Raw genomic sequence first — 25,204 nt, 5'->3', positions numbered from 1 at the left:
AGCCGGGATGCCATGCGCCAAGATCCATTGCTCCCTGCGCCCGATGCAAAAAATCCGAAACCAGCCCGGTTGGTTCCGGATTTTTTATCTGCATCGAACCAACGCTCGTCTCCTCCACAGATAGCAGGGATGCCCACACTGAACATGCCTGCGCCACGCCTCTGCCAATAAAAAAACCGGCCAAGTGGCCGGTTTTTGATGCGCTGCAGCGTGGGTGACGGGGTTTAACCCAGTCGTACACGGGCGTTGCGGAACATCCGCATCCAGGCGCCATCCTCGCCCCAGTTGTCCGGGTGCCAGGAGTTGGCCACGGTGCGGAACACCCGCTCCGGGTGCGGCATCATGATGGTGGCCCGGCCATCCGTGGTGGTCACGGCGGTAATGCCATCCGGCGAACCGTTCGGGTTGGCCGGGTATTGCTCGGTCACGCTGCCGCGGTTGTCGACAAAGCGTAGTCCTACCAGACCGCTCTGCTGCAGCGCGCTCAGGTGAGCGGCGTCGCGCACCTCCACTCGCCCTTCCCCGTGGGAGACGGCAATGGGCATCACTGAGCCCGCCATGCCAGCGAAGAAGGCGGACGGAGAGTCCTGCACCTCCACCAGGCTGAAGCGCGCCTCGAAGCGCTCGGAGCGGTTGCGCACAAAGCGCGGCCACAGATCGGCCCCCGGGATCAGGGTGCGCAGGTTGGACATCATCTGGCAGCCGTTGCACACGCCCAAGGAGAGGGTATCGCCACGCTCGAAGAAGCGCTGGAACTGCTCACGGGCGTTGTCGTTGAACAGGATGGACTTGGCCCAGCCCTCGCCCGCCCCCAGTACGTCGCCGTAGGAGAAACCGCCACAGGCCACCAGGGTCTGGAACTCTTCCAGCTTGATCCGGCCGGAGAGAATGTCGCTCATATGGACGTCGACAGCGGCAAAGCCGGCACGATCAAACGCAGCCGCCATCTCCACATGGGAGTTGACCCCCTGCTCGCGCAGCACCGCCAGACGGGGGGAGACCCCCTTGGCGATATAGGGTGCGGCCACATCCTCGGACGGGTTGTAGGTCAGCTTGGCATGCAGACCCGGGTCGGTGGCATCCTGACGAGCGGCATGTTCCTGATCCGCGCACTCGGGGTTGTCCCGCAGACGCTGCATCTGCCAGCTGGTCTCGCCCCAGAGGGTGCGCAGGGCGGTGCGGCTGGCACGATACACTTCTGTACCCGCGCGCTGCAGGGTTATGAGGTCCCCCTCGCGCACTGTGCCCAGCACATGGGAGCAGGCAGCCAGGCCGTGACCAGCCAGCAGTGTCATCACGGCTTCCTTGTCGTCGCGACGCACCTGAATGACGGCGCCCAGCTCCTCGTTGAACAGCGCAGGCAACAGCTCGCCACCGACGCGGTCCAACTGGATATCGAGCCCGCAGTGACCGGCGAAGGCCATCTCAGTCAGGGTAACGAACAGGCCGCCGTCGGAGCGGTCGTGGTAGGCGATCAGTTTGCGATCGGCCACCAGTGCCTGAATGGCGTTGAAGAAGCCTTTCAGTTGCACCGGATTGTCGAGATCCGGCGCCTTGTCACCCAGCTGACGGTAGACCTGAGCCAGGGCCGAGGCGCCGAGGCGCTGCTTGCCGTTGCCAAGGTCAATGAGGATGAGGTCAGTTTCACCGAGATCGGTACGCAGCTGCGGCGTGACTGTGTTGCGAACATCTTCAACCCGGGCAAAGGCGGTGATGAGCAGGGAGAGCGGCGAGGTGACGCTTTGCTCCTTGCCATCCTGCTGCCAGCGGGTCTTCATGGACATGGAGTCCTTGCCCACCGGAATAGTGATACCAAGGGCCGGGCAGAGCTCTTCACCCACCGCTTTCACCGCCTCATAGAGACCGGCATCTTCCCCCGGATGACCGGCAGCGGCCATCCAGTTGGCCGAGAGCTTGACCCGCTTGAGCGATCCAATGTGAGTCGGCGCCAGGTTGGTCAGGGCTTCCGCTACCGCCATGCGGGCGGATGCGGCGTGGGAGAGCAGCGCCACCGGGGTGCGCTCGCCCATGGACATGGCTTCGCCGTGGTAGCTGTCGTAGGTCGCCGCAGTAACGGCGCAATCGGCCACCGGGATCTGCCAGGGACCGACCATCTGATCGCGGTTGACCAGACCGGTCACGCTGCGATCGCCGATGGTGATCAGGAAGGACTTCTCCGCCACTGTGGGCAGACGCAGTACCCGTTCGGCTGCATCGTTCAGCGTGATGCCGTCCAGTTGTAGCGGCTTGCCCTGAGCTGGCAGGGTAGTGACATCGCGGTGCATCTTGGGCGCCTTGCCCAGCAGCACGTCCAGCGGCAAATCGATGGGCTGGTTGTCAAAGTGGCTGTCAGAGAGGGTGAGATGCTTCTCTTCGGTGGCGGTACCGATCACGGCATAAGGCGCGCGCTCACGCTCGCACAGTGCCTTGAACAGTGGCAGCTTGTCCTGCGCCACCGCCAGCACGTAACGCTCCTGGGATTCGTTGCACCAGATCTCCAGCGGGCTCATGCCCGGCTCGTCGCTCTGGATGGCGCGCAAATCGAAACGGCCACCGCGCTCACCGTCATTGACCAGCTCCGGCATGGCGTTGGAGAGGCCACCCGCCCCCACGTCGTGGATGAAGACGATGGGGTTGGCATCGCCCATCTGCCAGCAGCGGTCGATCACTTCCTGACAACGACGTTCCATCTCGGGGTTGTCGCGCTGCACCGAGGCAAAGTCGAGATCTTCGGCTGACTGACCGGAGGCCATGGAGGAGGCTGCGCCGCCACCCAGACCGATGTTCATGGCCGGACCGCCCAGCACTATCAGGGCCGCCCCGACCGGGATCTCCCCTTTCTGGACATGATCGGTGCGGATGTTGCCGATGCCGCCTGCCAGCATGATGGGCTTGTGGTAGCCACGCACCTCGACGCCGTTGTGGCTCGGCACCTCCTCTTCGAAGGTACGGAAGTAACCGAGAATGGCCGGGCGACCGAATTCATTGTTGAAGGCGGCGCCTCCGAGCGGCCCCTCCTGCATGATGTCAAAGGCACTGACGATGCGGCTCGGCTTGCCGAAATCCTGCTCCCAGGGCTGTTCGAAGCCGGGAATACGCAGGTTGGAGACGGTAAAGCCCACCAGACCCGCCTTGGGCTTGGCACCACGGCCGGTTGCACCCTCGTCGCGGATCTCGCCGCCGGAGCCGGTGGCCGCTCCCGGGAAGGGGGAGATGGCGGTCGGGTGGTTGTGGGTTTCCACCTTCATCAGTATGTCGACCTGCTCCTGATGATACTGGTACTCACCACTGGCAGGGCTCGGGAAGAAGCGGCCACCCTGGCTTCCTTCCATCACGGCGGCGTTGTCTTTATAGGCAGACAGGACATGATCCGGCGTCTGCTCGAAGGTGTTCTTGATCATCTTGAACAGCGACTTGGGCTGCTGCTCGCCGTCTATGGTCCAGTCGGCGTTGAAAATCTTGTGACGACAGTGCTCCGAGTTCGCCTGGGCAAACATATAGAGCTCGATGTCGTTGGGGTTGCGGCCCAGCCGGGTGAAGTTCTCCACCAGGTAGTCAATTTCGTCATCGGCCAAGGCCAGACCCAGCGCCACGTTGGCCTCGGCCAGCGCCTGGCGACCACCACCCAGTACATCCACCTGGGTGAAGGGACGCGGCGCCTGGTGGGCAAACAGGGCGCTCGCCTCTTCCATGTCGCCGAACACCACTTCCATCATGCGATCGTGCAGCAGGGCGGCGACCTCATTGCGCTGGGCTGCGCTCAATTCACCCTTGGTCTGCACGTAATAGGCAATGCCGCGCTCCAGCCGCTTGACCTGGGTCAGGCCGCAGTTATGGGCGATGTCGCTTGCTTTGGAAGACCAGGGGGAGATAGTGCCGGGACGGGGGGTAACGAGAAACAGCTGACCGCTGGGGGTGTGTTCAGGAATGGTCGGGCCATAGCGCAGGAGCTGGCCCAAGGTCGCTCGCTCGGGCGGCGACAGGGGGGCCGACAACTCGGCAAAATGCACGTATTCCGCGTAAACGCTCTCTATCTCTACTCCGCTCTCTACTCCACTCGCCTTTGCCATCTGTGCAAAGCGTTGCAACAGTTTTTGGATACGAAACTCAGACAGTGCAGGCGCACCTCGCAAGATTTCCATATGACCTTTCTCACCAAGTTTTAAAGTGTGGGGGGATTTGAGACGCGCGTATTATAGGGATCTGGCTCACGCCGGACAAACGTTTTTCTTGATTTACCGAGTGTGACTCGGTGCACACTCTCTGGTATAAAGGTCCCTCTTTTCTGACAAATGCCGATTTTTTCAACAAGGGTACTCACCTACTTGCGCTGCATTTTTCGACTGTTTATCGGGCTGATGTTGCTGCTGACCCTGGTCGGCTGCGACTTCTACACCCCCTCCAGCCAGCTGGAACAGATCCGCCAACGGGGCGAGATCCGGGTTGGCACCATCTATGGCTCCACCTCTTATTACCAGCGTGACGACCTCGCCCAGGGGTTCGATTACGAGCTGGCGAAGAGCTATGCCGACTGGTTGGGGGTCAAGCTCACCATAGTCCCCGTCTACTCCATCGCCGAACTGGTCGAGCTGCTTGAGAAAGGCAAGCTGGATCTTGCCGCCGCCGCCATCGTCGTTACCCCGGAGCGACGTGCCCTGTTTCGCTTCGGCCCCGGTTTTTATCAGGTCTCCCCCAAGCTGGTGTATCGCTATGGCTCGCCCAAGCCAAAGGACATTGGTGATCTGAAAGGCTCCATAGTGGTACCGGCAGGCTCCACCGGTGAGGATCTGCTCAGGGAGCTGGCCAAGGAGTACCCCGGGCTGAAATGGAGCACCAACCGGGACGCCGACATGGAAGAGCTGCTCAAGCAGGTAGCCGACGGCAAGATTGACTATACGGTGGTGCAGGACACAGTGCTGGCCCGCACCCAGCGCTACTACCCCGAGCTCACCGAGGGGCTGACGCTCTCCAAGAACCAGACGGTGGCCTGGGCCATGACCAAGCTGCCCGACGACAGCCTCTACGCCAGCATCATCGACTTCTTCGGCCAGCGCTTCATGGATGGCGCCATCGCCAAGCTGGACGAGAAGTACTTCGGCCATGTACAGAACTTCGACTTCGTCGACACCCGCACCTTTTTGCAGCGGGCCAAGAGCCTGCTGCCCAAGTATCAGGATCTGTTCAAGACTCATGCCCGCATGGTGGACTGGCGCCTGCTGGCGGCCATCAGCTATCAGGAGTCCCACTGGGACCCGCAGGCCCGCTCCTACACAGGGGTGCGTGGCATGATGATGCTGACCGAGCCCACCGCCAAGGCGATGGGGGTCAAGGACAGAACTCATCCGGCGGAGAGCATCGAGGGTGGCGCCCGCTATCTGCAACATATGATGGAGAAGGTGCCTGCCTCCGTGCCCGCCGATGAGAAGGTGTGGTTTGCCCTCACCGCCTACAACATCGGCTATGGCCACATGATGGATGCCCGTCGTCTGACCAAGGAGCTGGGCAAGAATCCCGATGCCTGGAGCGATGTGAAAGAGGTGCTGCCTCTGCTGCAGCAGGCACGCTGGCACCGCAAGGTCCGCTACGGCTACGCCCGTGGTGGTGAGGCGCGCAACTACGTCAACAACGTGCGCCAGTACTACCAGAGCCTGCTCTGGCTCGACAACGAACAGCAAAAAGCACACAGACGTGAAGAGCTGGATGAGGACGACAGCAGCGAGCCACAAAGCACAGAGCGCCCCACCGTCATCGCCGAAGTGGTCAAGCAGATCACACTGCGCTGAGCCCTTGTTGACAGATTTGTTTTCCGGGTGAGTTCTCTGTTACCATCCAGACAGACCGGAGCCTGTCCGAAATTGTTTTTATCGCTTTATTTCATCAAGTTAACTACTGGTAGACAGCATTTTCGGATAGGCTCCATTCGTAGTACCAAATGGCCACCCAATGGGAGGAGACCAAGATGCGAGCTCGCAGAAGAACCACTCTGGTCAGAAAAGCCAAGAGCGCCTGGAGCCCCAGACGCAAACTCAAGCTCAATGACATCAAACGCAAGATTTGGCGCAGAAACCGCTCCTACACCTTGCTGATAGCAGAACACACAGCATAAACCCGGCATTTGCCGGGTTTTTTTATTCTCTTATGGTTGCGCGGCCGGGGTCGCCTCAAAGATCACCGACCGCTTCGATACCAAGCAGTTGCAGTGATTGCAGAAGTAATCCACAGCGCCGCACGCCTTGAGCCGCTCCAGCTCCTGCTGGCAGCCAGGACACAAAGCCCGGACTCGATAACGGACCTGACACTGGCTACAACTCACCTCGCTACTACGGCTGCCCAGCGCTGTGTTGCAGGCCGGGCAAATCAGGGAATTCATACTCGACTCCTCTCAAAGTGGATCTGCTGTGGGCCGACCCACAGCAGATCCCCCTCGCCTCTTCCCAAGAAAAAACGGCTGCCGGTGAGGGCAGCCGCTGGGCCTTATTTCTTGGTTTTGGCCTTGAGCAGGCGCTTGCGTTGACGCTCCTGGCTCAGGGTCATGGTGTTCTTCCGACCCTCGAACGGGTTGGCAGACTCCTGGAACTCGACCCGGATCGGGGAGCCCATGATCTTGAGCGACTTGCGGAAGTAGTTGATCAGATACCGCTTGTACGAATCCGGCAGGTCATTCAACTGGTTGCCGTGGATCACAATACGGGGCGGATTGTAACCACCGGCGTGGGCATATTTGAGCTTGACGCGGCGACCGTTCACCATAGGTGGCTGGTGATCTTCCTGCGCCATCTGCATGATGCGGGTCAGCATGGCGGTGCTGGTACGGCGGGTGGCGGACTGGTACGCCTCCTGGATGGATTCGAACAGGTGGCCGACACCGCTGCCGTGCAGGGCGGAAATGAAGTGGACACGAGCGAAATCGATGAAGCCCAGGCGTCTGTCCAGCTCGTTCTTGACGTCCTCTTTCACCTTCTGATCCAGGCCGTCCCACTTGTTCACCACCAGTACCACTGAGCGGCCTGAGTGGAGCACGAAGCCAAGGATGCTCAAGTCCTGATCCGTGATGGTCTCCTGGGCATCGATCACCAGCAGGCAGACGTTGGCATCTTCAATGGCTTTGAGGGTCTTGATGACGGAGAACTTCTCCACCGTCTCGTGCACCTTGCCACGACGACGCACACCGGCGGTGTCGATGATGACGTACTTCTGCTCGTCACGCTCCATCGGAACATAGACGGAGTCGCGGGTGGTGCCCGGCATGTCATAGACGATGACGCGGTCTTCACCCAGCATGCGGTTGGTCAGGGTCGATTTGCCGACGTTGGGGCGACCGACGATGGCGAACTTGATGGGCAAGTCGGCGAACGGGGTCTCCTTGGTATCTTCCCTGGTATCGAGATCACCGGCGGCTACCATGCGCAGCAGGGCTTCTTCGTCGAAGTCCTCCTCTTCTTCATCCTGCGCATCTTCTTCGGCAGCGGCGTCGACCAGGGTTTCCAGGTGGGGAGCCAGGGCCAGTTCCAGCAGGCTCAGTACGCCACGACCGTGAGCGGCCGCGATCTGGTAGACATCGCCCAGCGCCAGGCTGTAGAACTCGGATACTGCGGAGTCACCGTCGATGCCGTCGGTCTTGTTGGCCACCAGAAACACCTTCTTGTGGGTCTTGCGCAGATGCGCTGCGATAGCCTGATCGGCTGCCGTCAATCCTGCGCGCGCATCCACCATAAACAGCACCACATCGGCTTCTTCGATGGCCAGCAGGGATTGCTCGGCCATCTTCAGCTCGATCCCCTCTTCTGTGCCATCAATACCGCCGGTATCAACCACGATAAATTCCAGCTCGCCCAACTTCGCCTGACCGTATTTACGGTCCCGGGTCAAACCGGGGAAGTCGGCCACCAGGGCATCCCGGGTACGGGTCAAGCGGTTAAACAGGGTGGATTTCCCCACGTTGGGGCGGCCCACCAGGGCTACTACAGGAGTCATAAAAGCCTCATTCTCAAGACGACAAAGGCTCCGGGTCCGAAGACCAGGAGCCGGATATTCACATTGACGGACGATCAGGGACGCGGGATAGCGTACAACTTGCCGCCACGGCTCTGCACATACAGGGTGTCACCGTCCACCAGGGGGGCGGCGTAGAGACCACTGCTGTCGAGCTGCTGCATGGCCTTGATGGTACCGTCGGTACGATCCAGCCAATACAGGTAACCTTCCACATCGCCGACCACCACATAGTCACCCAGGATGACAGGGGCCGTGACGGTGCGATTTTCCAGCTGGGTGTTGGACCACAATTCAAGCCCGTTGCGTCTGTCTACCGCAAACAGATGGCTGCGGCTGTCGGTCAGCACTATGGCATTGCCGGTCACTGCCATGTCGCGGTAGCCGGAATACTTGCGCTTCCACACCTCGTCACCGGTCATCAGCTTGCGTGCCATCAGCTGGCCATTATAGGCGATGGCATAGAGCTCATCGCCCGCGATCAGCGGCGTTGCATCCACATCCACCATGCGATCCAGCTCGGTCGCACCGCGCGGATCCGCCACCTTGGACTGACGCACCGGCTGACCGTTGCTCAGCAGGGCTATGCCCACCTTGCCATCAGCGCGGCCATAGAGCACGGCGCCGTTGGTAATGACGGGAGCACCTGCGCTGCGCAGGGTCAGCGGCGGCTGCTCTTCAGCCAGGGTCCACTGCAACTTGCCTTCATCGGTATCGAGGGCCACCAGACGACCGGATGTCGTCAGCACCACCACACGACCGTCTTCGACGGCGGGGCTGGCCACCACTTCACCCGGCACAGTGGTCTGCCACAGCACTTCCCCGTTCTCTTCGTTCAGGGCGTAAACCACCCCGTTCTCGGATCCGAGGAACAGCTTGCCATAACGGGCAACCAGGCCGCCGGAGAGACGGGCACTGCGCTTCTCGGCGTTGACCGGCAAATCGGCCAGATCCACGCTCCACAACTCTTTTCCGCTCGCACGATCAAAGGCCGTTACGTCGCCATCGCGCGCTGCGGCATAGATGCGATCCTCTTCCACCACCGGCTTGAGCTGGGAGTAGAAGTCGCCGATGCCATCGCCGACAGACGAGGACCAGGCGGTGTCAGCGGTGAAGGCAGATTCAACCACGGGCAAAGGCGCCATGGGGTTGAGATCTTCTTCCGAGCTGAACAGGGAACACCCCTGCAGGGCGAAGGAGACTGCCGCCCCCAAGGCCACCATTTTGAACAAATTACGCATCCGGAGCACCACCCGTGGTCACGGCTGGCAGCGCCAGATCGTCCATCTTCAGCTTGAGCTCGGCGCTGCCCTGCAGACCACCGGCATCAGCCGCTGCCTGATAAGCATCGCGGGCCTCTTCGGCCTTGCCCTGCTTGTAGAGTATGTCGCCACGCACTTCCGCCACCTGGGCTTTGAAGGCATCGTTGTTGATCTTGCCAAGCTGGGTCAGAGCCTCGTCAGCCTTGCCCTGATCGTTCAGCACACGGGCCAGACGCAAAGCAGCGATGGGACGAATGCTCTCATCGCCATTGCTCGCGACCTGAGTCAGCTGTTCGGCAGCCAGATCCAGCTTGTTCGCCTTGACGGCAGCCGCAGCTAGTTGCAGGGCAGCCAGCTCGGCATAAGCCTCACCCTTGTGATCAGTGATGAAGGCTTGCACCTGTTCGAAGGTGGCAGCATCACCCTTGGCCAGCTGGGCCGAGATCTCGTTGTAAGCCTGGGAGGCAGCTTCCTGATTGGTGAGCTGATAGTCGTTGTAATAGCGCCAGCCAAAGAGTCCGACCAGACCGATAACAGTTCCTGCGAGCACCGAGGTTCCGTTCTCTTTCCACCAGCTCTTGATGACCTCAACCTGTTGTTCTTCGGTGGTATAAACTTCCACTGCTTAGTCTCCTTTGGCTGCCAGCAGGGCAATGGCGGCGTCGACCGTGACGGTCTGTTGCTCAGCCTGGCCACGCAGATATTTGATGGTGATCTCCCCGTTTTGCACCTCAGTCTCGCCAAGGATCAGGGCAATGGCCGCGCCGCTCTTGTCGGCACGCTTGAGTTGTTTCTTGAAATTGCCGCCACCGCAGTGGCTCATCAGGCGCAAATCCGGCAGGGCATCGCGCAGACGCTCTGCCAGCTGGAAGCCTGCCTGCTCGGTACCCTCACCCACCATGGCCAGATACACATCCACCGCAGGACGGATATCGGCATTGAGTTCCAGCGTTTCGAGCATCAGCACCAGACGTTCCATGCCCATGGCAAAGCCCACGCCCGGAGTCGCCTGACCACCGAGCTGCTCCACCAGACCGTCGTAACGGCCACCGGCACAGACAGTCCCCTGGGCACCCAGGCTGGTGGTGACCCACTCGAACACGGTCAGGTTGTAGTAGTCAAGACCCCGAACCAGACGCTCGTTCACTTCATATTTGATGCCGGCAGACTCGAGCAGGCGTTTGAGCCCCTCGAAATGGGCCAGACTCTCTTCCCCCAGATGGTCGAACAGGCGCGGAGCCTTCACCAGAATGGCCTGTACCTTCTCATCCTTGGAGTCGAGCACCCGCAGCGGGTTGCTGTACATGCGGCGCTGGCTCTCTTCGTCCAGCTGATCCTTGTACTGCTCCAGATAGGCTACCAGCGCATCGCGGTAAGCGGCGCGCTCACTGCTCTGACCAAGCGTGTTGAGCTGCAGGGTAACATGATCGCTGATGCCGAACAGACGCCACAGACGGTGGGTCAGCATGATGAGCTCGGCGTCAATATCCGGCCCCTTGATGCCAAACAGCTCGACCCCGAACTGATGGAACTGGCGGTAACGGCCCTTCTGGGGACGCTCGTGGCGGAACATGGGACCCATGTACCACATCCGGCGTTCCTGGTTGTAGAGCAGACCGTGCTCGATACCGGCACGGACGCAGCTGGCAGTCCCTTCCGGACGCAGGCTCAGGCTGTCGCCGTTGCGGTCCTCGAAGGTATACATCTCTTTTTCGACCACATCGGTCACTTCACCGATGGCACGCTTGAACAGATGAGTCTGCTCGACGATCGGCATGCGTACTTCGCTGTAGCCATAGCTGGCAACCACCTGGCGCAGTATCTGTTCTACTTTCTGCCATACCGGGCTCTGCTCCGGCAGGCAATCGTTCATACCGCGAATAGCTTGGATCTGTTTTGCCACGTTGATACTCGAGAAAAAGACGTGAAATTTGGCCGCATTATAGGGATTTTCGACCCCGAGGTAAAATCAGGGTGTTCCAAAGCGGGATTTAAAATCAGCAACCTAAAGACGGCGCCACCCTAGGTGGCCCCACATTGGCTCAACCTTTATCCACCTGGATCTGGTTGGCTGGATCCAGCATGGCCGCCCGGGCGCGAATACGGCGCTCCAGGATCGGGATGAGATCCTTGTTGTCGAGCCGGTCGACCCGCTGGCCCCCCTCGTAGAAGGCGCTCTTGTTGGCCGCTCCCGCCAGCCCGAGATCAGAGACCAGCGCCTCACCCGGACCATTCACCACACAGCCGATGATGGAAACATCCATCGGTGTGATGATGTCTTCCAGCCGCTCTTCCAGGGCATTGACGGTGGCGATCACATCGAACTCCTGACGGGAGCAGGAGGGACAGGCGATGAAGTTGATGCCGCGGGAACGGATGCGCAGGGATTTGAGGATATCAAAACCCACCTTGATCTCTTCCACCGGGTCAGCCGCCAGGGAGATGCGGATGGTATCGCCGATGCCATCCGCCAGCAGCATGCCGAGCCCAACTGCGGATTTCACCGCGCCAGCGCGAAAACCGCCCGCTTCCGTTATGCCAAGGTGCAGCGGCTGCTCGATCTGCTTGGCCAGCAGGCGATAGGCACCGATGGCCAGGAAGACGTCAGACGCCTTGACGCTTACCTTGAAGTTGTCGAAGTTGAGGCGATCCAGGTAGTCCACATGGCGCATGGCTGACTCGAGCAAGGCCTCCGGGGTCGGCTCGCCGTACTTCTCCTGAATGTCTTTCTCCAGAGAGCCGCCATTGACGCCGATGCGGATCGGGATGTTGTAGTGGCGCGCGCAATCGACCACGGCACGCACCCGCTCTTCGTTGCCGATGTTGCCCGGGTTGATGCGCAGGCAGTCGGCGCCGTACTCGGCCACTTTCAGGGCGATGCGGTAGTCGAAGTGAATATCGGCGACGATGGGAATACGGGTCTGCTGCTTGATGAGCCTGAAGGCTTCGGCCGCTTCCATGGTGGGCACCGAGACCCGGACTATGTCGGCGCCGACCCGCTCGATCCGCCGGATCTGCTCGACGGTGGCGGCCACATCCGTGGTTTTGGTGTTGGTCATGGTCTGCACAGTGATGGGGGCATCGCCCCCAACCGGCACGTTACCGACCATGATCTGCCTGGATTTACGACGAATAATGGGAGATTCGTGAGCGGACATGGCGGACAGATTACTCCTGCGGCAGTGAGAGGCGAGCAGTCCGGCCGTTGTTGTAACGGCTCATGTCGATGGACTTGCCCTGATACTCGATATTGACCGCCATGGGCGCGCCAATGATGAGCTTGAGCGGCTCGGATCCTTCCAATACCAGTTGATCATTTGCTTTTTTCAGACCGCTGAACAGCGTCTTGCCATTGGCATCCTTGACGTCAAGCCAGCAGTCTGCGGTGAAGTTCATCTTGAGTTGGGAGGCAGTGGCTGCATCACTCGCTGTCTCGCCTTCCCCAGCCGATGTTGCCACCTCAGCGGACACATCCGTTGCAGCTGCACTGCTTGGGGTCGCTGGCGCAGCGGTTGCAGCAGCACTGCTCACGGTCTGCTCAACGGCAGTTGCCGCCGCATCAGAGACCGCCGGCATGATGGCAGGATCAGCCATCTCCATCGCAGGGGCCAGGGTGGCGCCCGGCATATTGCCGGTCACACCCATGTCGGTCGTACTGCTCATTTCTGTTGCCGCCAGAGCCTCGTCACCGGCGGAGCGACGCGCCGTACTCTGCCACCACCAGGCGACGGAAAGCGCGATCAGCACCAAGATCACCAGCCAGGTCACCACCTTGAGCCGACTGTCGTTGGCTTGCTGGCGGGAACGGCGGGAGAAACTCTGCATGTCGATGTTGTCAGGTGGCGTCAGCCCCAGCTTGTCGTAGGCAGCCAGAATGGTTTCATCCGGGATGCCGACCAGCTTGGCGTAGGTGCGCAGATAACCCCGAATGAAAGTATGGGAAGTCTGTTTGTCATACGTATCTGATTCGATCGCAGCAATCAGGGTCAGACGAAGGTGAATGCGGGACGCAACCTGTTCTCGTGTCCAGCCAAGCTGTTCACGGGCGTTGCGCAGCAGCTGGCCTGGGCCTGCTGCCTGAGAGTCGTCTTGAATATCGTGTGGCTGTTCAGTAGTCATTGGCTAAGTAACGCTTGGCTTGTTGCGAAGTGGGATATTGCCTTACCAGCTCAGTCCCGAATTGGTGAAGGAGTGCCGGTTTGTCCATGGCCTGAGCCAGCCGCAATCTCAACCAGAGACTGCTTTCATTCTCGTCTGACACATCGGCAAAACGGACGAGATAGGCCTGCACATCAGGCAGCTTGCCATCTTTCATGGAAAGCTCAGCCATGTCCAGCAATAACCTTGGATTGCGGGGATTATACCCCAAGGCCAAGCGATAGTACTCGCTTGCTTTATCATTTCTGCGATTTTGAGCGGCGCAAAGTGCCGCATTTTCATAGGTATCGGCAATCCGGATATAGTCGGGTTGACTCACGGCCTGCAGGAATGCCTTCTCCGCCTCGTCGAAGCGGCCACGGTTGCACAGGAAGGCACCATAGTTGTTCATTGCGTCAGCATTGGACGGATCCATGGCGAGGGCTTTCTTGTAGCTCTCTTCGGCCGCCTTGTAGTCCTCTACCTGCTGGTAGAAGTAGGCGAAGCCGATCTGGACCTTGGGGTTGTCGGGGTCGTATTGAAGGGCGCGATCAAGGTTGAACTTGGCCTGTTCGGCATTGCCCTGCCGCAGATATTGAATACCTAAATCCAGACGGGTCTGAGCAGCCGCCTTGAGGTCGGGACCCACTTCACGCTGGGTAGAGTTCTGGCCAGCGTAAGTGGTCTCGGTAACACAGCCGGGCAGCGCGCTGAGCGCTGCCACTACGATCAATGTACGTGTATCCATTCCCTGACTATACAATGGCTTAGCAAGTTAAACCATTTTGACGGAAATCCCATCCTGTTGCATCCGATTTTTCATGGTGCGCTTGGTGCGATCGATGACCTCCCCCACCAGCTGACCACAGGCGGCATCGATGTCGTCACCACGGGTCTTGCGGACGATGACGGTGAAGCCATATTCCATCAACACCTTGGAGAAACGGTCGATGCGGCTGTTGCTCGGCTTGCCATAGGGATTGCCCGGGAAGGGGTTGAACGGGATCAGGTTGATCTTGCTCGGGGTGTCTTTGAGCACCTTGGCCAGCTCGTGGGCATGCTGCATGTCATCATTGATGTGATCGAGCAGCACATACTCCACGGTCACGCGACCGCCGTTGGCATTGGACTTGGCCAGATAACGGCGCACACCGGCGAGGAAGTCCTCGATGTTGTACTTGTCGTTGATCGGCATGATCTCGGAGCGCAGCTTGTCGTTCGGCGCATGCAGGGAGATGGCCAGGGCCACATCAATTTGATCGCCGAGAATGTCCAGCGCAGGCACCACACCCGAGGTGGAGATGGTGACACGACGCTTGGAGATGCCGTAACCGAAGTCATCCATCATCAGGCGCATGGCCGGTATCACATTGGCGAGGTTGAGCAGCGGCTCACCCATGCCCATCATTACAACGTTGGTGATGGGGCGCTTGCCACCGACGATTTTGGCGGCGCGCCACACCTGGCCGATGATCTCGGACACTTTCAGGTTGCGGTTAAAACCCTGTTGAGCGGTGGAGCAGAATTTGCACGCCAGCGCGCAACCCACCTGGGAGGAGACGCACAGGGTCGCCCTGTCCTCTTCCGGGATGTAGACGGTTTCCACTTCCTGACCGCCCACCTGCAGCGCCCACTTGATGGTACCGTCAGAGGAGCGCTGTTCACGGCTCACTTCCGGCGCACGGATCTCGGCGATCGCCTTCAGGCGCTCGCGCAGTACCTTGTTGACGTTGTTCATCTGATCGAAATCATCACAACCGAAGTGATAAATCCACTTCATGATCTGATCTGCCCGGAATGGCTTCTCGCCCAGTTCGACGAAGAAGGCACGCATGGCATCCCGATCAAGATCCAGCAGGTTGGTTTTTATTTCGCTCATCAAAGGCCTCAGTCCACAAACTACATAAATTATTGGCTGACGATGTCAGGGGGCGGCATTGTACAAATAATGGGTCTGGCTTTCTACCCGGAGAATAAGGGGATATTGACCAAAAGGCCAAAAAACAAAAGGGAGCCGAGGCTCCCTTGATCATCTTCAAACGCCAGAATCAGCCGCGCGGGCAGATCTCGTCGTCGGAGAAGAAGTAGGCAATTTCACGGGCGGCAGAGGCCGGCGCGTCGGAACCGTGCACGGCGTTGCGGTCGATGCTCTCGGCGTAGCAGGCACGCAGGGTGCCGGCCAGGGCCTCTTTCGGGTTGGTCGCCCCCATGATTTCACGATGACGGCGGATGGCGTCTTCCCCTTCCAGCACCTGTACCATGACAGGACCAGACGTCATGAAGCTGACCAATCCGTCATAGAAAGGCTTGCCCTGGTGTTCGGCATAGAAACCAGCGGCTTGCTCGCTGCTCATGTGCAGCATCTTGGCGGCGATGACTTTCAGACCCGCGCTCTCGAAGCGGTTATAGATGGCACCGATCAAGTTTTTGCTGACTGCATCCGGCTTGACGATAGAAAAGGTACGTTCGATGGCCATTGAGATCTTTCCTTAACTACAGAGTTTTATTGTTAGAATCCATGTTCGGCGGCGATTATACGTAAACAAAAACCGAAATAACACACAAAAAAGCAACTTTTTATTAAACAAACACGTCCTTAAAACAACATCACCACTCATCTTGGCCCAGTGCGGCAGGAAAAAATGTGCGCTTGTGCACGATAGCCGTGTTAAGCCCCCAAAACCCTGCCTATTGCTCACTAATGCAGCACTGCTGAAAAGGGCACCCTCAGGTGCCCTTCCTTGACGATTGTCATCCTGCTCAGCGCGCTTCCGCCAGCAGGGTATGCGCTATGGTGCGCATCCCCAGGGTGTTGGCGCCCGGCGCCCACAGGCTGTCACCGTTCTCGCTGAAACAGGCGGCCAGATCGACGTGCAACCAACCCCGTCCTTCATTGCCAACGAAGCGGGAGAGGAAGCCCGCCGCGTTGGAAGCGCCGCCCGGGCCACCGCCCGGTACTGGGCGGCTGTTGGCCGTGTCGGCATAGTGAGACGGGCACTGCTGGCGGTGCCAGGGCTCCAGCGGCAGCGGCCAGGCGGGCTCCTGCTCGGCATCGGCGTAAGCCATGGCACGACTCACCAGTCCCTTGTCCAGTCCAAACAGGGCGTTGTAACGCCCCCCCAGCGCCATGACGGCGGCGCCCGTCAGAGTGGCTGCATCTATGATGAGCGGCGCCCCGCTGTCACTTGCCAGTTGCAGGCCATCGGCCAGCACCAGGCGCCCCTCGGCATCGGTATTGACGATCTCGACCGTGGTGCCGTTCTTGTAGGTGAGGATGTCACCCAGCTTGTAGGCGTGGCCGGAGACCAGGTTCTCGGCGCAACAGAGTATGAGCTTCACCCGCTTGTCGAGGCCGCGCAGTATGGCCAGCGCCAGAGCACCGGTCACTATGGCCGCCCCCCCCATGTCATGTTTCATGGTGAGCATACCTTGGGAGGTTTTCATGGAGTAACCACCGGAGTCGAAGGTGATACCCTTGCCCACCAGGGCCGCAGCCACCGGGGCGTTGCGATCCCCGGTCGGGTTGTAGTCCAGCTCCAGCAGCACGGGCTCGCGATCGCTGCCACGGCCAACCTGATAGAGACCGACCCAGCCAGCCTGTTGCAACGCCTCTCCTTTCAGGATGCGATGACTGATCCTGTCCGGTGCCAGCTCGGTGATGAAGGCCGCCGCCTCCACCGCCAGCTCCAGCGGCCCCAGTTGCTCCGGGGTGGCATTGGTCATCTCGCGGACCCAGCGCCCGCACAGCCAGCGCGCCTCCAGCTCCTCCCTGTCCTCTTCGGACGAGGTGGCCCACTGCAGCTCGACTTCGGCCTTGGGGGTCTGCAGCCCCTGGGCGAAGGCCCACTGCTGCTCGCGCTCCCAATGACCGGCCAGGGCCACTTTCTGGATCCCCTGGCTGCACAGGCGACGCGCCGCCTGCTGAATATCAATCAGCGGCGTAGCGGTCACCAGATGGATCACCATGCCATCGGCACGGTGAGAGAGCAGCGCCCCCTCCCCCCACTCTGCGGGAGCAAACTCACGGCTTAACCAGACGTTCATTCAAGTACCTCCTGCAACCGGCAATGTAAGCTGACCTTCATGCACTCACCTCTTGCAGCCAGCGTGCGATAGTGCGCAGACCGTGGCCTTTGGCCCCGGTTGCCCAGAGATCATTGCCTGATTTTTGATAAGAAGCCGCCAGATCCAGGTGTACCCAGCCCTTGCCCTCGTCACGCACGAAACGGGACAAGAAAGCGGCCGCCGTGGTGGCACCGGCCGTGCCTTCGGCAGAGGCCACGTTGCCCAACTCTGCAAAGGCAGAGGTGAGCTGACCCACGTGCCAGGGTTCGAGTGGCAGGGCCCAGGCCTTCTCATGTTCGGTTTTAGCGGCTGCCAGTGCCCGTTGCTGCTCGACTTCATCGAGGGCAAACACGGCGTTGTAGTCACGGCCTAGCGCCGTCTTGGCGGCGCCGGTCAGGGTAGCGGCATCGAGAATATAAGCGGCACCGCTATCGGATGCGGCCATCAGACCGTCGGCCAGCACCAGACGCCCTTCGGCATCGGTATTCTGGATCTCGACCGAGATGCCGTTTTTGTAGGTAAGGATGTCGCCGAGCTTGAAGGCGTGGCCGGAGACCAGATTCTCGGCGCAACAGAGAATGAGCTTCACCCGCTTGTTCAGGCCACGGCTGATGGCCAGCGCCAGAGCGCCTGTCACCATGGCTGCACCGCCCATGTCGGACTTCATCGGCAGCATGTTGTCAGAGGACTTCATGGAATAGCCACCGGAATCGAAGGTGATGCCCTTGCCCACCAGGGCGGCCACCACGGGGGCATTACGATCCCCGGTCGGGTTGTAGTCGAGCTCCAGCAGCACGGGCTCTCGCTCGCTGCCACGACCTACCGACCAGATGCCGATATGGCCGGCCTCACGCAACGCCTCGCCGGCTGTGATACGGGCAGTGACCTGATCCCCACCCAGACCACGGATCAGCAGCAAGGCTGATTCCACCAGGCTCATGGGATAAATGGCTTCCGGACAACCGTTGGTCACCTCGCGTACCCAGCGGGTCGCCTTGAGCAGCGCATCCAGCTCGCGGGCATCCGACTCGCTCTGTGGGCCAAAGTCCAGCTCACGCGTCCCCTTGGCGGCGTAGAAGCCCTGGGCGAAGGCGTAACGGCGTTCCAGATCCCAATCATCACCGACCAGCTTCACCCGCTTGATGCCGCTGGACTCGAGACGGCGGGCCGCACGCTGTATGGTGCGCAAGGCGTCATCTTCCTGGGCGATAGCGCCCAGATGAATGCGGGTCTCGTCACCGTTGAAACTGAGCTGGGCACCTTCGCCCCAATGGGCGGCGGCGGCCTGGAGGGACAAGCATACGTTCATCATGTCAGCCATGTTCTCTTGCTTCCTTTTTATTGGCACTTTTCATTAATCAATAGGGAAATAACGAGCACAAAAAAGGCCGCTCCCCTCAAGGGTCACGGCCTTCACCATATCATTACTGCACCATGAGATGCTGCACGCTCAATTCACTCATGTGTAATTAAGGTGCCATCAATGGCGTTCTGAAGCGAGGTTGATGGTGTACTTGGGCAGCTCCACCACCAGATCCTCGTCTGCCAGTCTGGCCTGGCAACTGAGACGGGATTCCGGCTCCAGTCCCCATGCCTTGTCCAGCATGTCATCTTCCAGCTCATCGCTCGGCTCAAGGGAGTCAAACCCTTCTCGCACCACGCAATGACAGGTGGTGCAGGCGCAGGACTTCTCGCAAGCATGCTCGATCTCGATGCCATTGCGCAGCGCCACATCCAGGATGGTCTCGCCACTCTTGCCTTCGAGCGCGGCACCGTCCGGACAGAGCTCGGGATGGGGCAGAATAATCAGTTTTGGCATATCACACCTTGTTGACGTTTTGTCCGGTCAGCACCTTGCGGATGGAGGCGTCCATCCGGCGGGCTGCAAATTCACCACTGACAGCGTCCGCCGCCTCGATGGCATCTTTAATTTGATTGGTTGTCCCTGCGGCGCGCACGGACAGCAGATGGGTGATCGCACTGTCGATGGCAGCGCGCTCGGCGGTGCTCAGCAGCGCATCGCCATCGGCGGCCAGGGCAGCATTGAGGCTTTCGACCACTCGGTCGGCCTCCACCTGCTGCTCTGCCAGCATGCGGGCATCCATGTCTTGCTGGGCGTTGGCGATGGAGGCACTCAGCATGGTGAGAATGTCCTCCTCCCCCAGCCCGTAGGAAGGCTTGACCTGGATCTCGGCCTGCACGCCGGAGGATTTCTCCATGGCACTGACCGACAGCAGACCATCCGCATCCACCTGGAAGGTGACGCGAATGTGGGCGGCGCCCGCCGCCATGGGGGGGATCCCTGTGAGGGTGAAACGGGCCAGAGAGCGGCAATCGGCTACCAGTTCACGCTCCCCTTGCACCACGTGGATTGCCATCGCGGTCTGGCCATCCTTGAAGGTGGTGAACTCCTGGGCGCGGGCCACCGGAATCGTGGTATTGCGCGGAATCACCTTCTCGGCGAGGCCACCCATGGTCTCAAGGCCAAGGGAAAGCGGGATCACGTCCAGCAGCAGCATCTCGGCATCAGGCTTGTTGCCCACCAGGATATCGGCCTGGATGGCGGCGCCAATGGCGACTACCTTGTCCGGGTCGATACTGGTCAGCGGCGTGCGCTGGAAGAATTCCCCCACTCGCTCGCGTACCAGCGGCACCCGGGTAGAGCCACCGACCATCACCACCTCCAGCACTTCCACCTGCTCCAGCCCCGCATCACGCAGGGCGCGGCGACAGGCCAGCAAGGTACGCTTGACCAGCGGAGTGATTAGTTCCTCAAACAGGTGACGGCTCACCTCCCCCTGCCAACCGGCAAAGGCACAGGACACCAGATCGGCATCGGTCAGGCCGTGTTTGACGGCGGCGGCCACATCCAGCAACTCGCGCTGGGTGCTGGCATCCAGCTGACCTTCAAGGCCGGCTTGTGCCTTGATCCAGTCCGCCAGCAGGTGATCGAAATCATCGCCCCCCAGCGCCGAGTCACCACCGGTAGCCATCACTTCAAACACACCGCGGTGCAGACGAAGGATGGAGATATCAAAGGTCCCGCCGCCGAGATCATACACTGCTATCACCCCTTCCTGACCGGAGTCGAGGCCGTAGGCAATCGCGGCGGCAGTGGGTTCGTTGAGCAGGCGCAGTACGTGCAGACCGGCCAGACGGGCCGCGTCCTTGGTACCCTGACGCTGGGCATCATCAAAATAGGCGGGCACTGTAATGACAACGCCATCCAGCTCGCCACCCAGTGCGGCCGCACCACGCTCTGCCAGTTTCTTCAGAATTTCGGCTGAAACCTGTACCGGGTTGACCAGCCCCTGACGGGTCTGCAGCTGGGGCATGCCGTTATCGGCGGCCACAAACTGGTAAGGCTGCTGGCGAGTATCAATGTCGGCCAGGGCCTTGCCCATCATCCGCTTGGCGGAGACGATGGTGTTGTGAGGATCGAGTGAGGCTTCACGCTTGGCGTCAAAGCCGACACGAATAGCATCAACCTGATAGTGCACCACGGAGGGCAGCAGATCCCGCCCCTGCTCATCGCAGAGGGTATCGGCGTGGCCGCTGCGCACTGCCGCGACCAGAGAATTGGTGGTGCCAAGATCGATGCCAACGGCACGTTTATGCTGATGAGGTGCGGCGCTCTGGCCGGGCTCGGCGATTTGCAGTAATGCCATGGGTAATCAAAATTCCAGCGTTAAAGGATCAAGACTCGAACAGTGAGTCTTCGAATCGTTCCAGCTCTTCGAGGAGCTTGTCGACAAACTTGAGTTTGCGGACGCAATCAGCCGCGATCAGATCATCACCAGCGGCAAGAGTCAGTGTCAGCTGTTGCATCAACAGCTGGTGATCATGCCCTATTTCCTGGCGAAAATCCTTGATGGCCCCCTCAGGGTCTGCTTCCCCTTTCAAGTCGGCCAGGCGCTCTCGCCACTCAAGTTGTTGCATCAGGAAGCTGGTGTCTTGCAGGGTTTGCTGCTCGCCACGAATATCGGTGCCTCGCAGGGAGAGCAGATACTCGGCTCGGCGCAGGGGCGTCTTGAGGGTGGTGTAGGCATCGTTGATCTGGGCGGCTCGTTGCACCGCAACCAGTTGTTCCCGCTCGGGCGCCGTGGCAAAACGATCGGGGTGGAACTGGGTTTGCAACTGACGGTAGGTGTCCGCCAGCTGACGGGTATCGAGCTCGAAGCCTTCAACCAGCCCAAACAGCTCGAAATGATTCATGCAAACCTCTTAGACACAGACGTTTTCACCGCCACCAAGCTCGCCAAAAACGCTGAACCGGGTGTTGTTGAACTGGTCGTTTTCGACCAGTTCAACCGGCAGTACATCATGTATGTCAAACCTGTCAGACACTGAAACTTTCGCCGCAACCACACTCGCCCTTGGCGTTGGGGTTATTGAACTGGAAGCCCTCATTGAGGCCTTCCTTGACGAAGTCCAGTTCGGTGCCATCCAGATGGATCAGGCTCTTGGCATCGACGATGATTCTGACACCGTTCTGCTCAAACACCTGATCTTCATCCGCCAGCTCATCGACAAACTCGAGCACATAGGCAAGACCCGAACAGCCGGTGGTCTTGACGCCGAGGCGAAGGCCTATGCCCTTGCCCCGGTTGGTCAGAAAAGAGGAAACCCGTGCCGCTGCGGCATCTGTCATGGTAATGGCCATACTGCTCTCCTGACCTTAGAGACCTTTCTTCTGCTTGTAATCGGCGATGGCGGCCTTGATGGCATCCTCAGCCAGAATGGAGCAGTGGATCTTCACCGGTGGCAGAGCCAGCTCTTCGGCGATGTCAGTGTTCTTGATGCCGGCGGCTTCGTCCAGGGTCTTGCCCTTGACCCACTCGGTCACGAGGGAGCTGGAGGCAATGGCGGAGCCACAGCCATAGGTCTTGAACTTGGCGTCTTCGATGATGCCGTCGTCGCTGATCTTCAGTTGCAGCTTCATCACGTCGCCACACGCCGGAGCACCAACCATACCGGTCGCTATGTTGGGATCGTTCTTGTCGAAGCCACCTACGTTGCGGGGATTCTCGTAGTGGTCGATTACTTTTTCACTGTAAGCCATATCTAACTCCTGCTAATTCCGTTGATCACAGACCCGATGGATCAGTGATGAGCCCATTCGACCGTGTTCAGATCGACGCCGTCTTTGTACATCTCCCACAGGGGAGACATCTCGCGCAGACGACCGATGGAGTCACGGATAAGCTTGATTGCGTAATCAATCTCTTCTTCTGTGGTAAAGCGACCCAGGCTGAAACGGATGGAGCTGTGCGCCAGCTCGTCGTTCAGGCCCAGCGCGCGCAGCACATAGGAGGGCTCCAGGCTGGCCGAGGTACAGGCCGAACCGGAAGAGACCGCCAGATCTTTCAGCGCCATGATCAGGGATTCCCCTTCCACATAAGCGAAGCTGACGTTGAGGTTGCCCGGTACACGCTGTTCCAGGTCACCGTTGATGTAGACGGCTTCAATATCCTTGATGCCATCCCACAGACGCTGACGCAGGGCCATGATGTGCTGGCCTTCGCTCGCCATCTCTTCTTTGGCGATACGGAAAGCTTCACCCATGCCAACGATCTGGTGAGTCGGCAGTGTGCCTGAACGCATGCCACGTTCGTGGCCACCACCGTGCATCTGGGCTTCCAGACGAACGCGGGGCTTGCGACGCACAAACAGGGCACCGATCCCTTTCGGGCCGTATACCTTGTGCGCAGAAACAGAGAGCAGGTCAACTTTCAGCGCTTCCACATCCACCGGGATCTTGCCCACGCTCTGGACTGCGTCCACGTGCAGCAAGATCTTGCGGGAGCGGCACAGCTCGCCGATGGCGGCAATGTTTTGCACCACGCCAATTTCGTTGTTGACGTGCATGATGCTCACCAAAATGGTGTCATCGCGCAGGGCGCCTTCGATCTGCTCCAGGGTGAACAGGCCGTTCGGCATCGGCTCGAGGTAAGTCACCTCATAGCCTTCACGCTCCAGCTGGCGACAAGTATCGAGTACTGCCTTGTGCTCTGTCTTGGAGGTGATGATGTGCTTGCCCTTGCCAGCATAAAAATGGGCAACGCCCTTGATGGCCAGGTTGTTGGATTCGGTCGCGCCGGAGGTAAAGACGATCTCGCGCGGGTCTGCACCGATCAGCTCTGCCACTTGATTACGGGCCAGGTCTACCGCCTCTTCGGCTTGCCAGCCAAAGCGGTGGGAACGGGAAGCTGGATTGCCGAACAGGCCATCCATGGTGAGACACTGCATCATTTTTTCTGCGACACGCGGGTCCACCGGACAGGTTGCCGAATAATCAAGGTAAATAGGCAGTTTCATGTTTTTCTCCGTTACAGCCAGGGTCACACATCGACCGGCTGTGGAAAGCACGTTTGTTTATAGTTGGACTTTCAAGCTCACATCGCCGTGTTCTACCCGATCAACCAGGGACAACACGGTTTTCATTTGTTCATCTTGCTTGCCGGCAATCCGGCGCACGTCCGCCTGACCCACCAGCTCAGCCAGGGTGATATCCCCCAAGAAGCTGGAAATACGCTCGCTGAGATCACGCCACAGGGAGTGAGTGAGACATTGGGTGCCGCCGTGGCAGCCGCCTTTGCCGAGACACTTGGTGGCATCAACCGACTCGTCGACTGCAGTGATCACCTGACCGACAGAGATAGCATCAGGGGCCAGACCGAGGCGATAACCACCGCCCGGACCACGCACACTGCTCACCAGACCATGCTTGCGCAGGCGGGCAAACAGTTGCTCGAGATAGGACAAGGAGATGCCCTGGCGCTCCGAAATATCAGCCAGGGGCACGGGCCCCTGCTCTGCATGCAACGCCACGTCGAGCATGGCAGTCACAGCGTAACGTCCTTTTGAGGTCAGTCTCATATGCCTTACCGTCTTGCGAACCAATCAATATGGGCACATGGTCACATACCCGACTAAAACAGTCAAGTATATGGTTGAGTAATACAGTCGGGTTTAATCCTGCGGCTTTAGCTTCTGGATCGAGGTCAGAATGCCGCGCAAAATATTGAGCTCTATCGCTTCCGGACGGGCCCGATTGAACAGGCGTCGCAGCTTGCTCATCACCTGACCCGGGTGGTCGTCGGCAATGAAGCCTGTTTTGAGCAGAGTCTGCTCCAGATGCTGATAAAAGCCTTCCAGCTGATGGGCGCTGGGATAATCCGCCTCGCTCTCCACCTCGGGAGCCTGCTCCTGCAGCCAGCACATCCGCACTTCATAGCAGATAGTCTGTACCGCCATGGCCAGATTGAGGGAGCTGTATTCCGGATTGGCCGGAATGGCCACATGGTAGTGGCATTTCTGCAGCTCATCGTTGGTCAGGCCGGTACGTTCACGGCCAAACACCAGGGCAACCGGATGTTTCATCCCCTCCCCCACGGCTTTTTCACCTGCTTCACGGGGATCCAGCATGGGCCAGCTCAGGGTGCGGGAACGGGCACTGGTGCCGATGACCAGGCCGCAGTCAGCAATGGCTTCATCCAGTGTCGATACGATACGGGCATTGGCGAGCACGTCACTGGCACCTGCAGCCAGCGCATGAGCGTTGTCATCTGGCAAGGTTTGCGGATCAACCAACACCAACCGGGTCAGCCCCATGGTCTTCATGGCGCGCGCCGCGGATCCCATGTTGCCTGTGTGAGAGGTGTTTACCAAAACGATACGAATCTGATCCAACATGCCCAGTCAATCTTCAGTCAAAAATGGCGCGCAATTGTAACATAGCCAATCGC

At 59.6% G+C, this 25,204-nt stretch carries 24 protein-coding genes; 2 read left to right on the top strand and 22 right to left on the bottom strand.

Annotated elements, in window-relative coordinates:
• Nucleotides 1-224 precede the first annotated feature (224 nt).
• Nucleotides 225-4,142: a phosphoribosylformylglycinamidine synthase gene (gene purL, locus AC1P02_RS14305; RefSeq protein WP_485182505.1), complete on the bottom strand. Its 3,918-nt coding sequence runs from the start codon at nucleotides 4,140-4,142 to the stop codon at nucleotides 225-227.
• A gap of 150 nt (nucleotides 4,143-4,292) precedes the next feature.
• Here purL and mltF point away from each other — a divergent pair, with 150 nt between their 5' ends.
• Together mltF and AC1P02_RS14295 are read left to right on the top strand one after the other, a co-directional pair.
• Nucleotides 4,293-5,783 (top strand): membrane-bound lytic murein transglycosylase MltF, encoded by a 1,491-nt coding sequence (mltF, locus tag AC1P02_RS14300; protein WP_234593903.1) that lies wholly within the window; start codon nucleotides 4,293-4,295, stop codon nucleotides 5,781-5,783.
• 176 nt (nucleotides 5,784-5,959) lie between these two features.
• The gene (locus AC1P02_RS14295; RefSeq protein ID WP_011898860.1) at nucleotides 5,960-6,106 is read left to right on the top strand and encodes a hypothetical protein; all 147 of its coding nucleotides are present in this window, start codon (nucleotides 5,960-5,962) and stop codon (nucleotides 6,104-6,106) included.
• A gap of 30 nt (nucleotides 6,107-6,136) precedes the next feature.
• Here AC1P02_RS14295 and AC1P02_RS14290 read toward each other — a convergent pair whose 3' ends face one another.
• From AC1P02_RS14290 to trmJ, 21 genes are all read right to left on the bottom strand, one after another.
• Nucleotides 6,137-6,370, bottom strand: a complete 234-nt coding sequence (locus tag AC1P02_RS14290) for a zinc ribbon domain-containing protein (RefSeq protein ID WP_485182504.1) — start codon at nucleotides 6,368-6,370, stop codon at nucleotides 6,137-6,139.
• Between the two features lie 104 nt (nucleotides 6,371-6,474).
• Nucleotides 6,475-7,974, bottom strand: a complete 1,500-nt coding sequence (gene der, locus AC1P02_RS14285) for a ribosome biogenesis GTPase Der (RefSeq protein ID WP_017411381.1) — start codon at nucleotides 7,972-7,974, stop codon at nucleotides 6,475-6,477.
• 74 nt (nucleotides 7,975-8,048) lie between these two features.
• The gene (gene bamB / locus AC1P02_RS14280) at nucleotides 8,049-9,233 is read right to left on the bottom strand and encodes an outer membrane protein assembly factor BamB (protein ID WP_058394697.1); all 1,185 of its coding nucleotides are present in this window, start codon (nucleotides 9,231-9,233) and stop codon (nucleotides 8,049-8,051) included.
• A complete protein-coding gene (locus tag AC1P02_RS14275) occupies nucleotides 9,226-9,876 on the bottom strand; it encodes a YfgM family protein (protein WP_005310432.1) in 651 nt (216 codons plus the stop codon). Before AC1P02_RS14275 ends, bamB begins: the two co-directional genes overlap by 8 nt.
• A gap of 3 nt (nucleotides 9,877-9,879) precedes the next feature.
• Nucleotides 9,880-11,157: a histidine--tRNA ligase gene (gene hisS / locus AC1P02_RS14270; protein WP_087755911.1), complete on the bottom strand. Its 1,278-nt coding sequence runs from the start codon at nucleotides 11,155-11,157 to the stop codon at nucleotides 9,880-9,882.
• Between the two features lie 139 nt (nucleotides 11,158-11,296).
• Nucleotides 11,297-12,412 carry a flavodoxin-dependent (E)-4-hydroxy-3-methylbut-2-enyl-diphosphate synthase gene (ispG, locus tag AC1P02_RS14265; RefSeq protein ID WP_059112283.1) on the bottom strand — a complete coding sequence of 372 codons (1,116 nt, stop codon included), beginning with the start codon at nucleotides 12,410-12,412 and terminating at the stop codon, nucleotides 11,297-11,299.
• Between the two features lie 10 nt (nucleotides 12,413-12,422).
• A complete protein-coding gene (rodZ, locus tag AC1P02_RS14260; protein ID WP_219590167.1) occupies nucleotides 12,423-13,373 on the bottom strand; it encodes a cytoskeleton protein RodZ in 951 nt (316 codons plus the stop codon).
• The gene (gene tapF / locus AC1P02_RS14255) at nucleotides 13,363-14,154 is read right to left on the bottom strand and encodes a PilW family type IVa pilus biogenesis/stability lipoprotein TapF (RefSeq protein ID WP_087755913.1); all 792 of its coding nucleotides are present in this window, start codon (nucleotides 14,152-14,154) and stop codon (nucleotides 13,363-13,365) included. Before tapF ends, rodZ begins: the two co-directional genes overlap by 11 nt.
• Before the next feature lie 12 nt (nucleotides 14,155-14,166).
• Nucleotides 14,167-15,270: a dual-specificity RNA methyltransferase RlmN gene (gene rlmN / locus AC1P02_RS14250; RefSeq protein ID WP_005310420.1), complete on the bottom strand. Its 1,104-nt coding sequence runs from the start codon at nucleotides 15,268-15,270 to the stop codon at nucleotides 14,167-14,169.
• Nucleotides 15,271-15,439: 169 nt separating this feature from the next.
• Nucleotides 15,440-15,868 carry a nucleoside-diphosphate kinase gene (gene ndk, locus AC1P02_RS14245; protein ID WP_005310418.1) on the bottom strand — a complete coding sequence of 143 codons (429 nt, stop codon included), beginning with the start codon at nucleotides 15,866-15,868 and terminating at the stop codon, nucleotides 15,440-15,442.
• A 283-nt stretch (nucleotides 15,869-16,151) separates the two neighbouring features.
• The gene (gene pepB, locus AC1P02_RS14240) at nucleotides 16,152-17,435 is read right to left on the bottom strand and encodes an aminopeptidase PepB (RefSeq protein WP_096118516.1); all 1,284 of its coding nucleotides are present in this window, start codon (nucleotides 17,433-17,435) and stop codon (nucleotides 16,152-16,154) included.
• A gap of 37 nt (nucleotides 17,436-17,472) precedes the next feature.
• A complete protein-coding gene (pepB, locus tag AC1P02_RS14235) occupies nucleotides 17,473-18,777 on the bottom strand; it encodes an aminopeptidase PepB (RefSeq protein ID WP_485182503.1) in 1,305 nt (434 codons plus the stop codon).
• A 159-nt stretch (nucleotides 18,778-18,936) separates the two neighbouring features.
• Nucleotides 18,937-19,275, bottom strand: coding sequence for an ISC system 2Fe-2S type ferredoxin (gene fdx / locus AC1P02_RS14230; RefSeq protein WP_005310414.1), 339 nt, complete (start codon nucleotides 19,273-19,275; stop codon nucleotides 18,937-18,939).
• 1 nt (nucleotide 19,276) lies between these two features.
• Entirely contained in the window at nucleotides 19,277-21,124 is a 1,848-nt protein-coding gene (hscA, locus tag AC1P02_RS14225; RefSeq protein WP_256688147.1) for a Fe-S protein assembly chaperone HscA, read from the bottom strand.
• Nucleotides 21,125-21,152: 28 nt separating this feature from the next.
• On the bottom strand, nucleotides 21,153-21,671 hold the full coding sequence (hscB, locus tag AC1P02_RS14220) for a co-chaperone HscB (protein ID WP_058394705.1): 519 nt from the start codon (nucleotides 21,669-21,671) through the stop codon (nucleotides 21,153-21,155).
• 9 nt (nucleotides 21,672-21,680) lie between these two features.
• Nucleotides 21,681-21,803, bottom strand: coding sequence for a hypothetical protein (locus tag AC1P02_RS14215; RefSeq protein ID WP_274519255.1), 123 nt, complete (start codon nucleotides 21,801-21,803; stop codon nucleotides 21,681-21,683).
• Nucleotides 21,796-22,119, bottom strand: coding sequence for an iron-sulfur cluster assembly protein IscA (gene iscA / locus AC1P02_RS14210; RefSeq protein WP_005310407.1), 324 nt, complete (start codon nucleotides 22,117-22,119; stop codon nucleotides 21,796-21,798). The genes AC1P02_RS14215 and iscA overlap by 8 nt, the downstream gene beginning before the upstream one ends.
• A gap of 15 nt (nucleotides 22,120-22,134) precedes the next feature.
• Nucleotides 22,135-22,518, bottom strand: a complete 384-nt coding sequence (gene iscU, locus AC1P02_RS14205; RefSeq protein WP_005310405.1) for a Fe-S cluster assembly scaffold IscU — start codon at nucleotides 22,516-22,518, stop codon at nucleotides 22,135-22,137.
• Nucleotides 22,519-22,559: 41 nt separating this feature from the next.
• On the bottom strand, nucleotides 22,560-23,774 hold the full coding sequence (locus AC1P02_RS14200) for an IscS subfamily cysteine desulfurase (RefSeq protein WP_059112288.1): 1,215 nt from the start codon (nucleotides 23,772-23,774) through the stop codon (nucleotides 22,560-22,562).
• Nucleotides 23,775-23,831: 57 nt separating this feature from the next.
• On the bottom strand, nucleotides 23,832-24,335 hold the full coding sequence (iscR, locus tag AC1P02_RS14195; RefSeq protein WP_017411386.1) for a Fe-S cluster assembly transcriptional regulator IscR: 504 nt from the start codon (nucleotides 24,333-24,335) through the stop codon (nucleotides 23,832-23,834).
• A 93-nt stretch (nucleotides 24,336-24,428) separates the two neighbouring features.
• Complete coding sequence (gene trmJ / locus AC1P02_RS14190; protein WP_485182502.1) at nucleotides 24,429-25,151, bottom strand: tRNA (cytosine(32)/uridine(32)-2'-O)-methyltransferase TrmJ; 723 nt, start codon at nucleotides 25,149-25,151, stop codon at nucleotides 24,429-24,431.
• Nucleotides 25,152-25,204: the final 53 nt, after the last annotated feature.

It is taken from the genome of Aeromonas sp. TS_SC_11, from assembly GCF_057318915.1.
The sequence above is the reverse complement of the archived record's forward strand: the minus strand, read 5'-3'. Positions and strand labels throughout refer to the sequence as shown.

What these genes read in the sequence shown, in the direction of transcription:
- hscA (WP_256688147.1), bottom strand. Translation starts at nt 21,124, where the DNA reads ATGGCATTACTGCAAATCGCCGAGCCCGGCCAGAGCGCCGCACCTCAT.
- bamB (WP_058394697.1), bottom strand. Translation starts at nt 9,233, where the DNA reads ATGCGTAATTTGTTCAAAATGGTGGCCTTGGGGGCGGCAGTCTCCTTC.
- iscU (WP_005310405.1), bottom strand. Translation starts at nt 22,518, where the DNA reads ATGGCTTACAGTGAAAAAGTAATCGACCACTACGAGAATCCCCGCAAC.
- hscB (WP_058394705.1), bottom strand. Translation starts at nt 21,671, where the DNA reads ATGAATCATTTCGAGCTGTTTGGGCTGGTTGAAGGCTTCGAGCTCGAT.
- rlmN (WP_005310420.1), bottom strand. Translation starts at nt 15,270, where the DNA reads ATGAGCGAAATAAAAACCAACCTGCTGGATCTTGATCGGGATGCCATG.
- der (WP_017411381.1), bottom strand. Translation starts at nt 7,974, where the DNA reads ATGACTCCTGTAGTAGCCCTGGTGGGCCGCCCCAACGTGGGGAAATCC.
- trmJ (WP_485182502.1), bottom strand. Translation starts at nt 25,151, where the DNA reads ATGTTGGATCAGATTCGTATCGTTTTGGTAAACACCTCTCACACAGGC.
- rodZ (WP_219590167.1), bottom strand. Translation starts at nt 13,373, where the DNA reads ATGACTACTGAACAGCCACACGATATTCAAGACGACTCTCAGGCAGCA.
- fdx (WP_005310414.1), bottom strand. Translation starts at nt 19,275, where the DNA reads ATGCCAAAACTGATTATTCTGCCCCATCCCGAGCTCTGTCCGGACGGT.
- purL (WP_485182505.1), bottom strand. Translation starts at nt 4,142, where the DNA reads ATGGAAATCTTGCGAGGTGCGCCTGCACTGTCTGAGTTTCGTATCCAA.
- mltF (WP_234593903.1), top strand. Translation starts at nt 4,293, where the DNA reads ATGCCGATTTTTTCAACAAGGGTACTCACCTACTTGCGCTGCATTTTT.
- ispG (WP_059112283.1), bottom strand. Translation starts at nt 12,412, where the DNA reads ATGTCCGCTCACGAATCTCCCATTATTCGTCGTAAATCCAGGCAGATC.
- pepB (WP_485182503.1), bottom strand. Translation starts at nt 18,777, where the DNA reads ATGGCTGACATGATGAACGTATGCTTGTCCCTCCAGGCCGCCGCCGCC.
- pepB (WP_096118516.1), bottom strand. Translation starts at nt 17,435, where the DNA reads ATGAACGTCTGGTTAAGCCGTGAGTTTGCTCCCGCAGAGTGGGGGGAG.
- iscA (WP_005310407.1), bottom strand. Translation starts at nt 22,119, where the DNA reads ATGGCCATTACCATGACAGATGCCGCAGCGGCACGGGTTTCCTCTTTT.
- AC1P02_RS14290 (WP_485182504.1), bottom strand. Translation starts at nt 6,370, where the DNA reads ATGAATTCCCTGATTTGCCCGGCCTGCAACACAGCGCTGGGCAGCCGT.
- iscR (WP_017411386.1), bottom strand. Translation starts at nt 24,335, where the DNA reads ATGAGACTGACCTCAAAAGGACGTTACGCTGTGACTGCCATGCTCGAC.
- AC1P02_RS14295 (WP_011898860.1), top strand. Translation starts at nt 5,960, where the DNA reads ATGCGAGCTCGCAGAAGAACCACTCTGGTCAGAAAAGCCAAGAGCGCC.
- AC1P02_RS14200 (WP_059112288.1), bottom strand. Translation starts at nt 23,774, where the DNA reads ATGAAACTGCCTATTTACCTTGATTATTCGGCAACCTGTCCGGTGGAC.
- ndk (WP_005310418.1), bottom strand. Translation starts at nt 15,868, where the DNA reads ATGGCCATCGAACGTACCTTTTCTATCGTCAAGCCGGATGCAGTCAGC.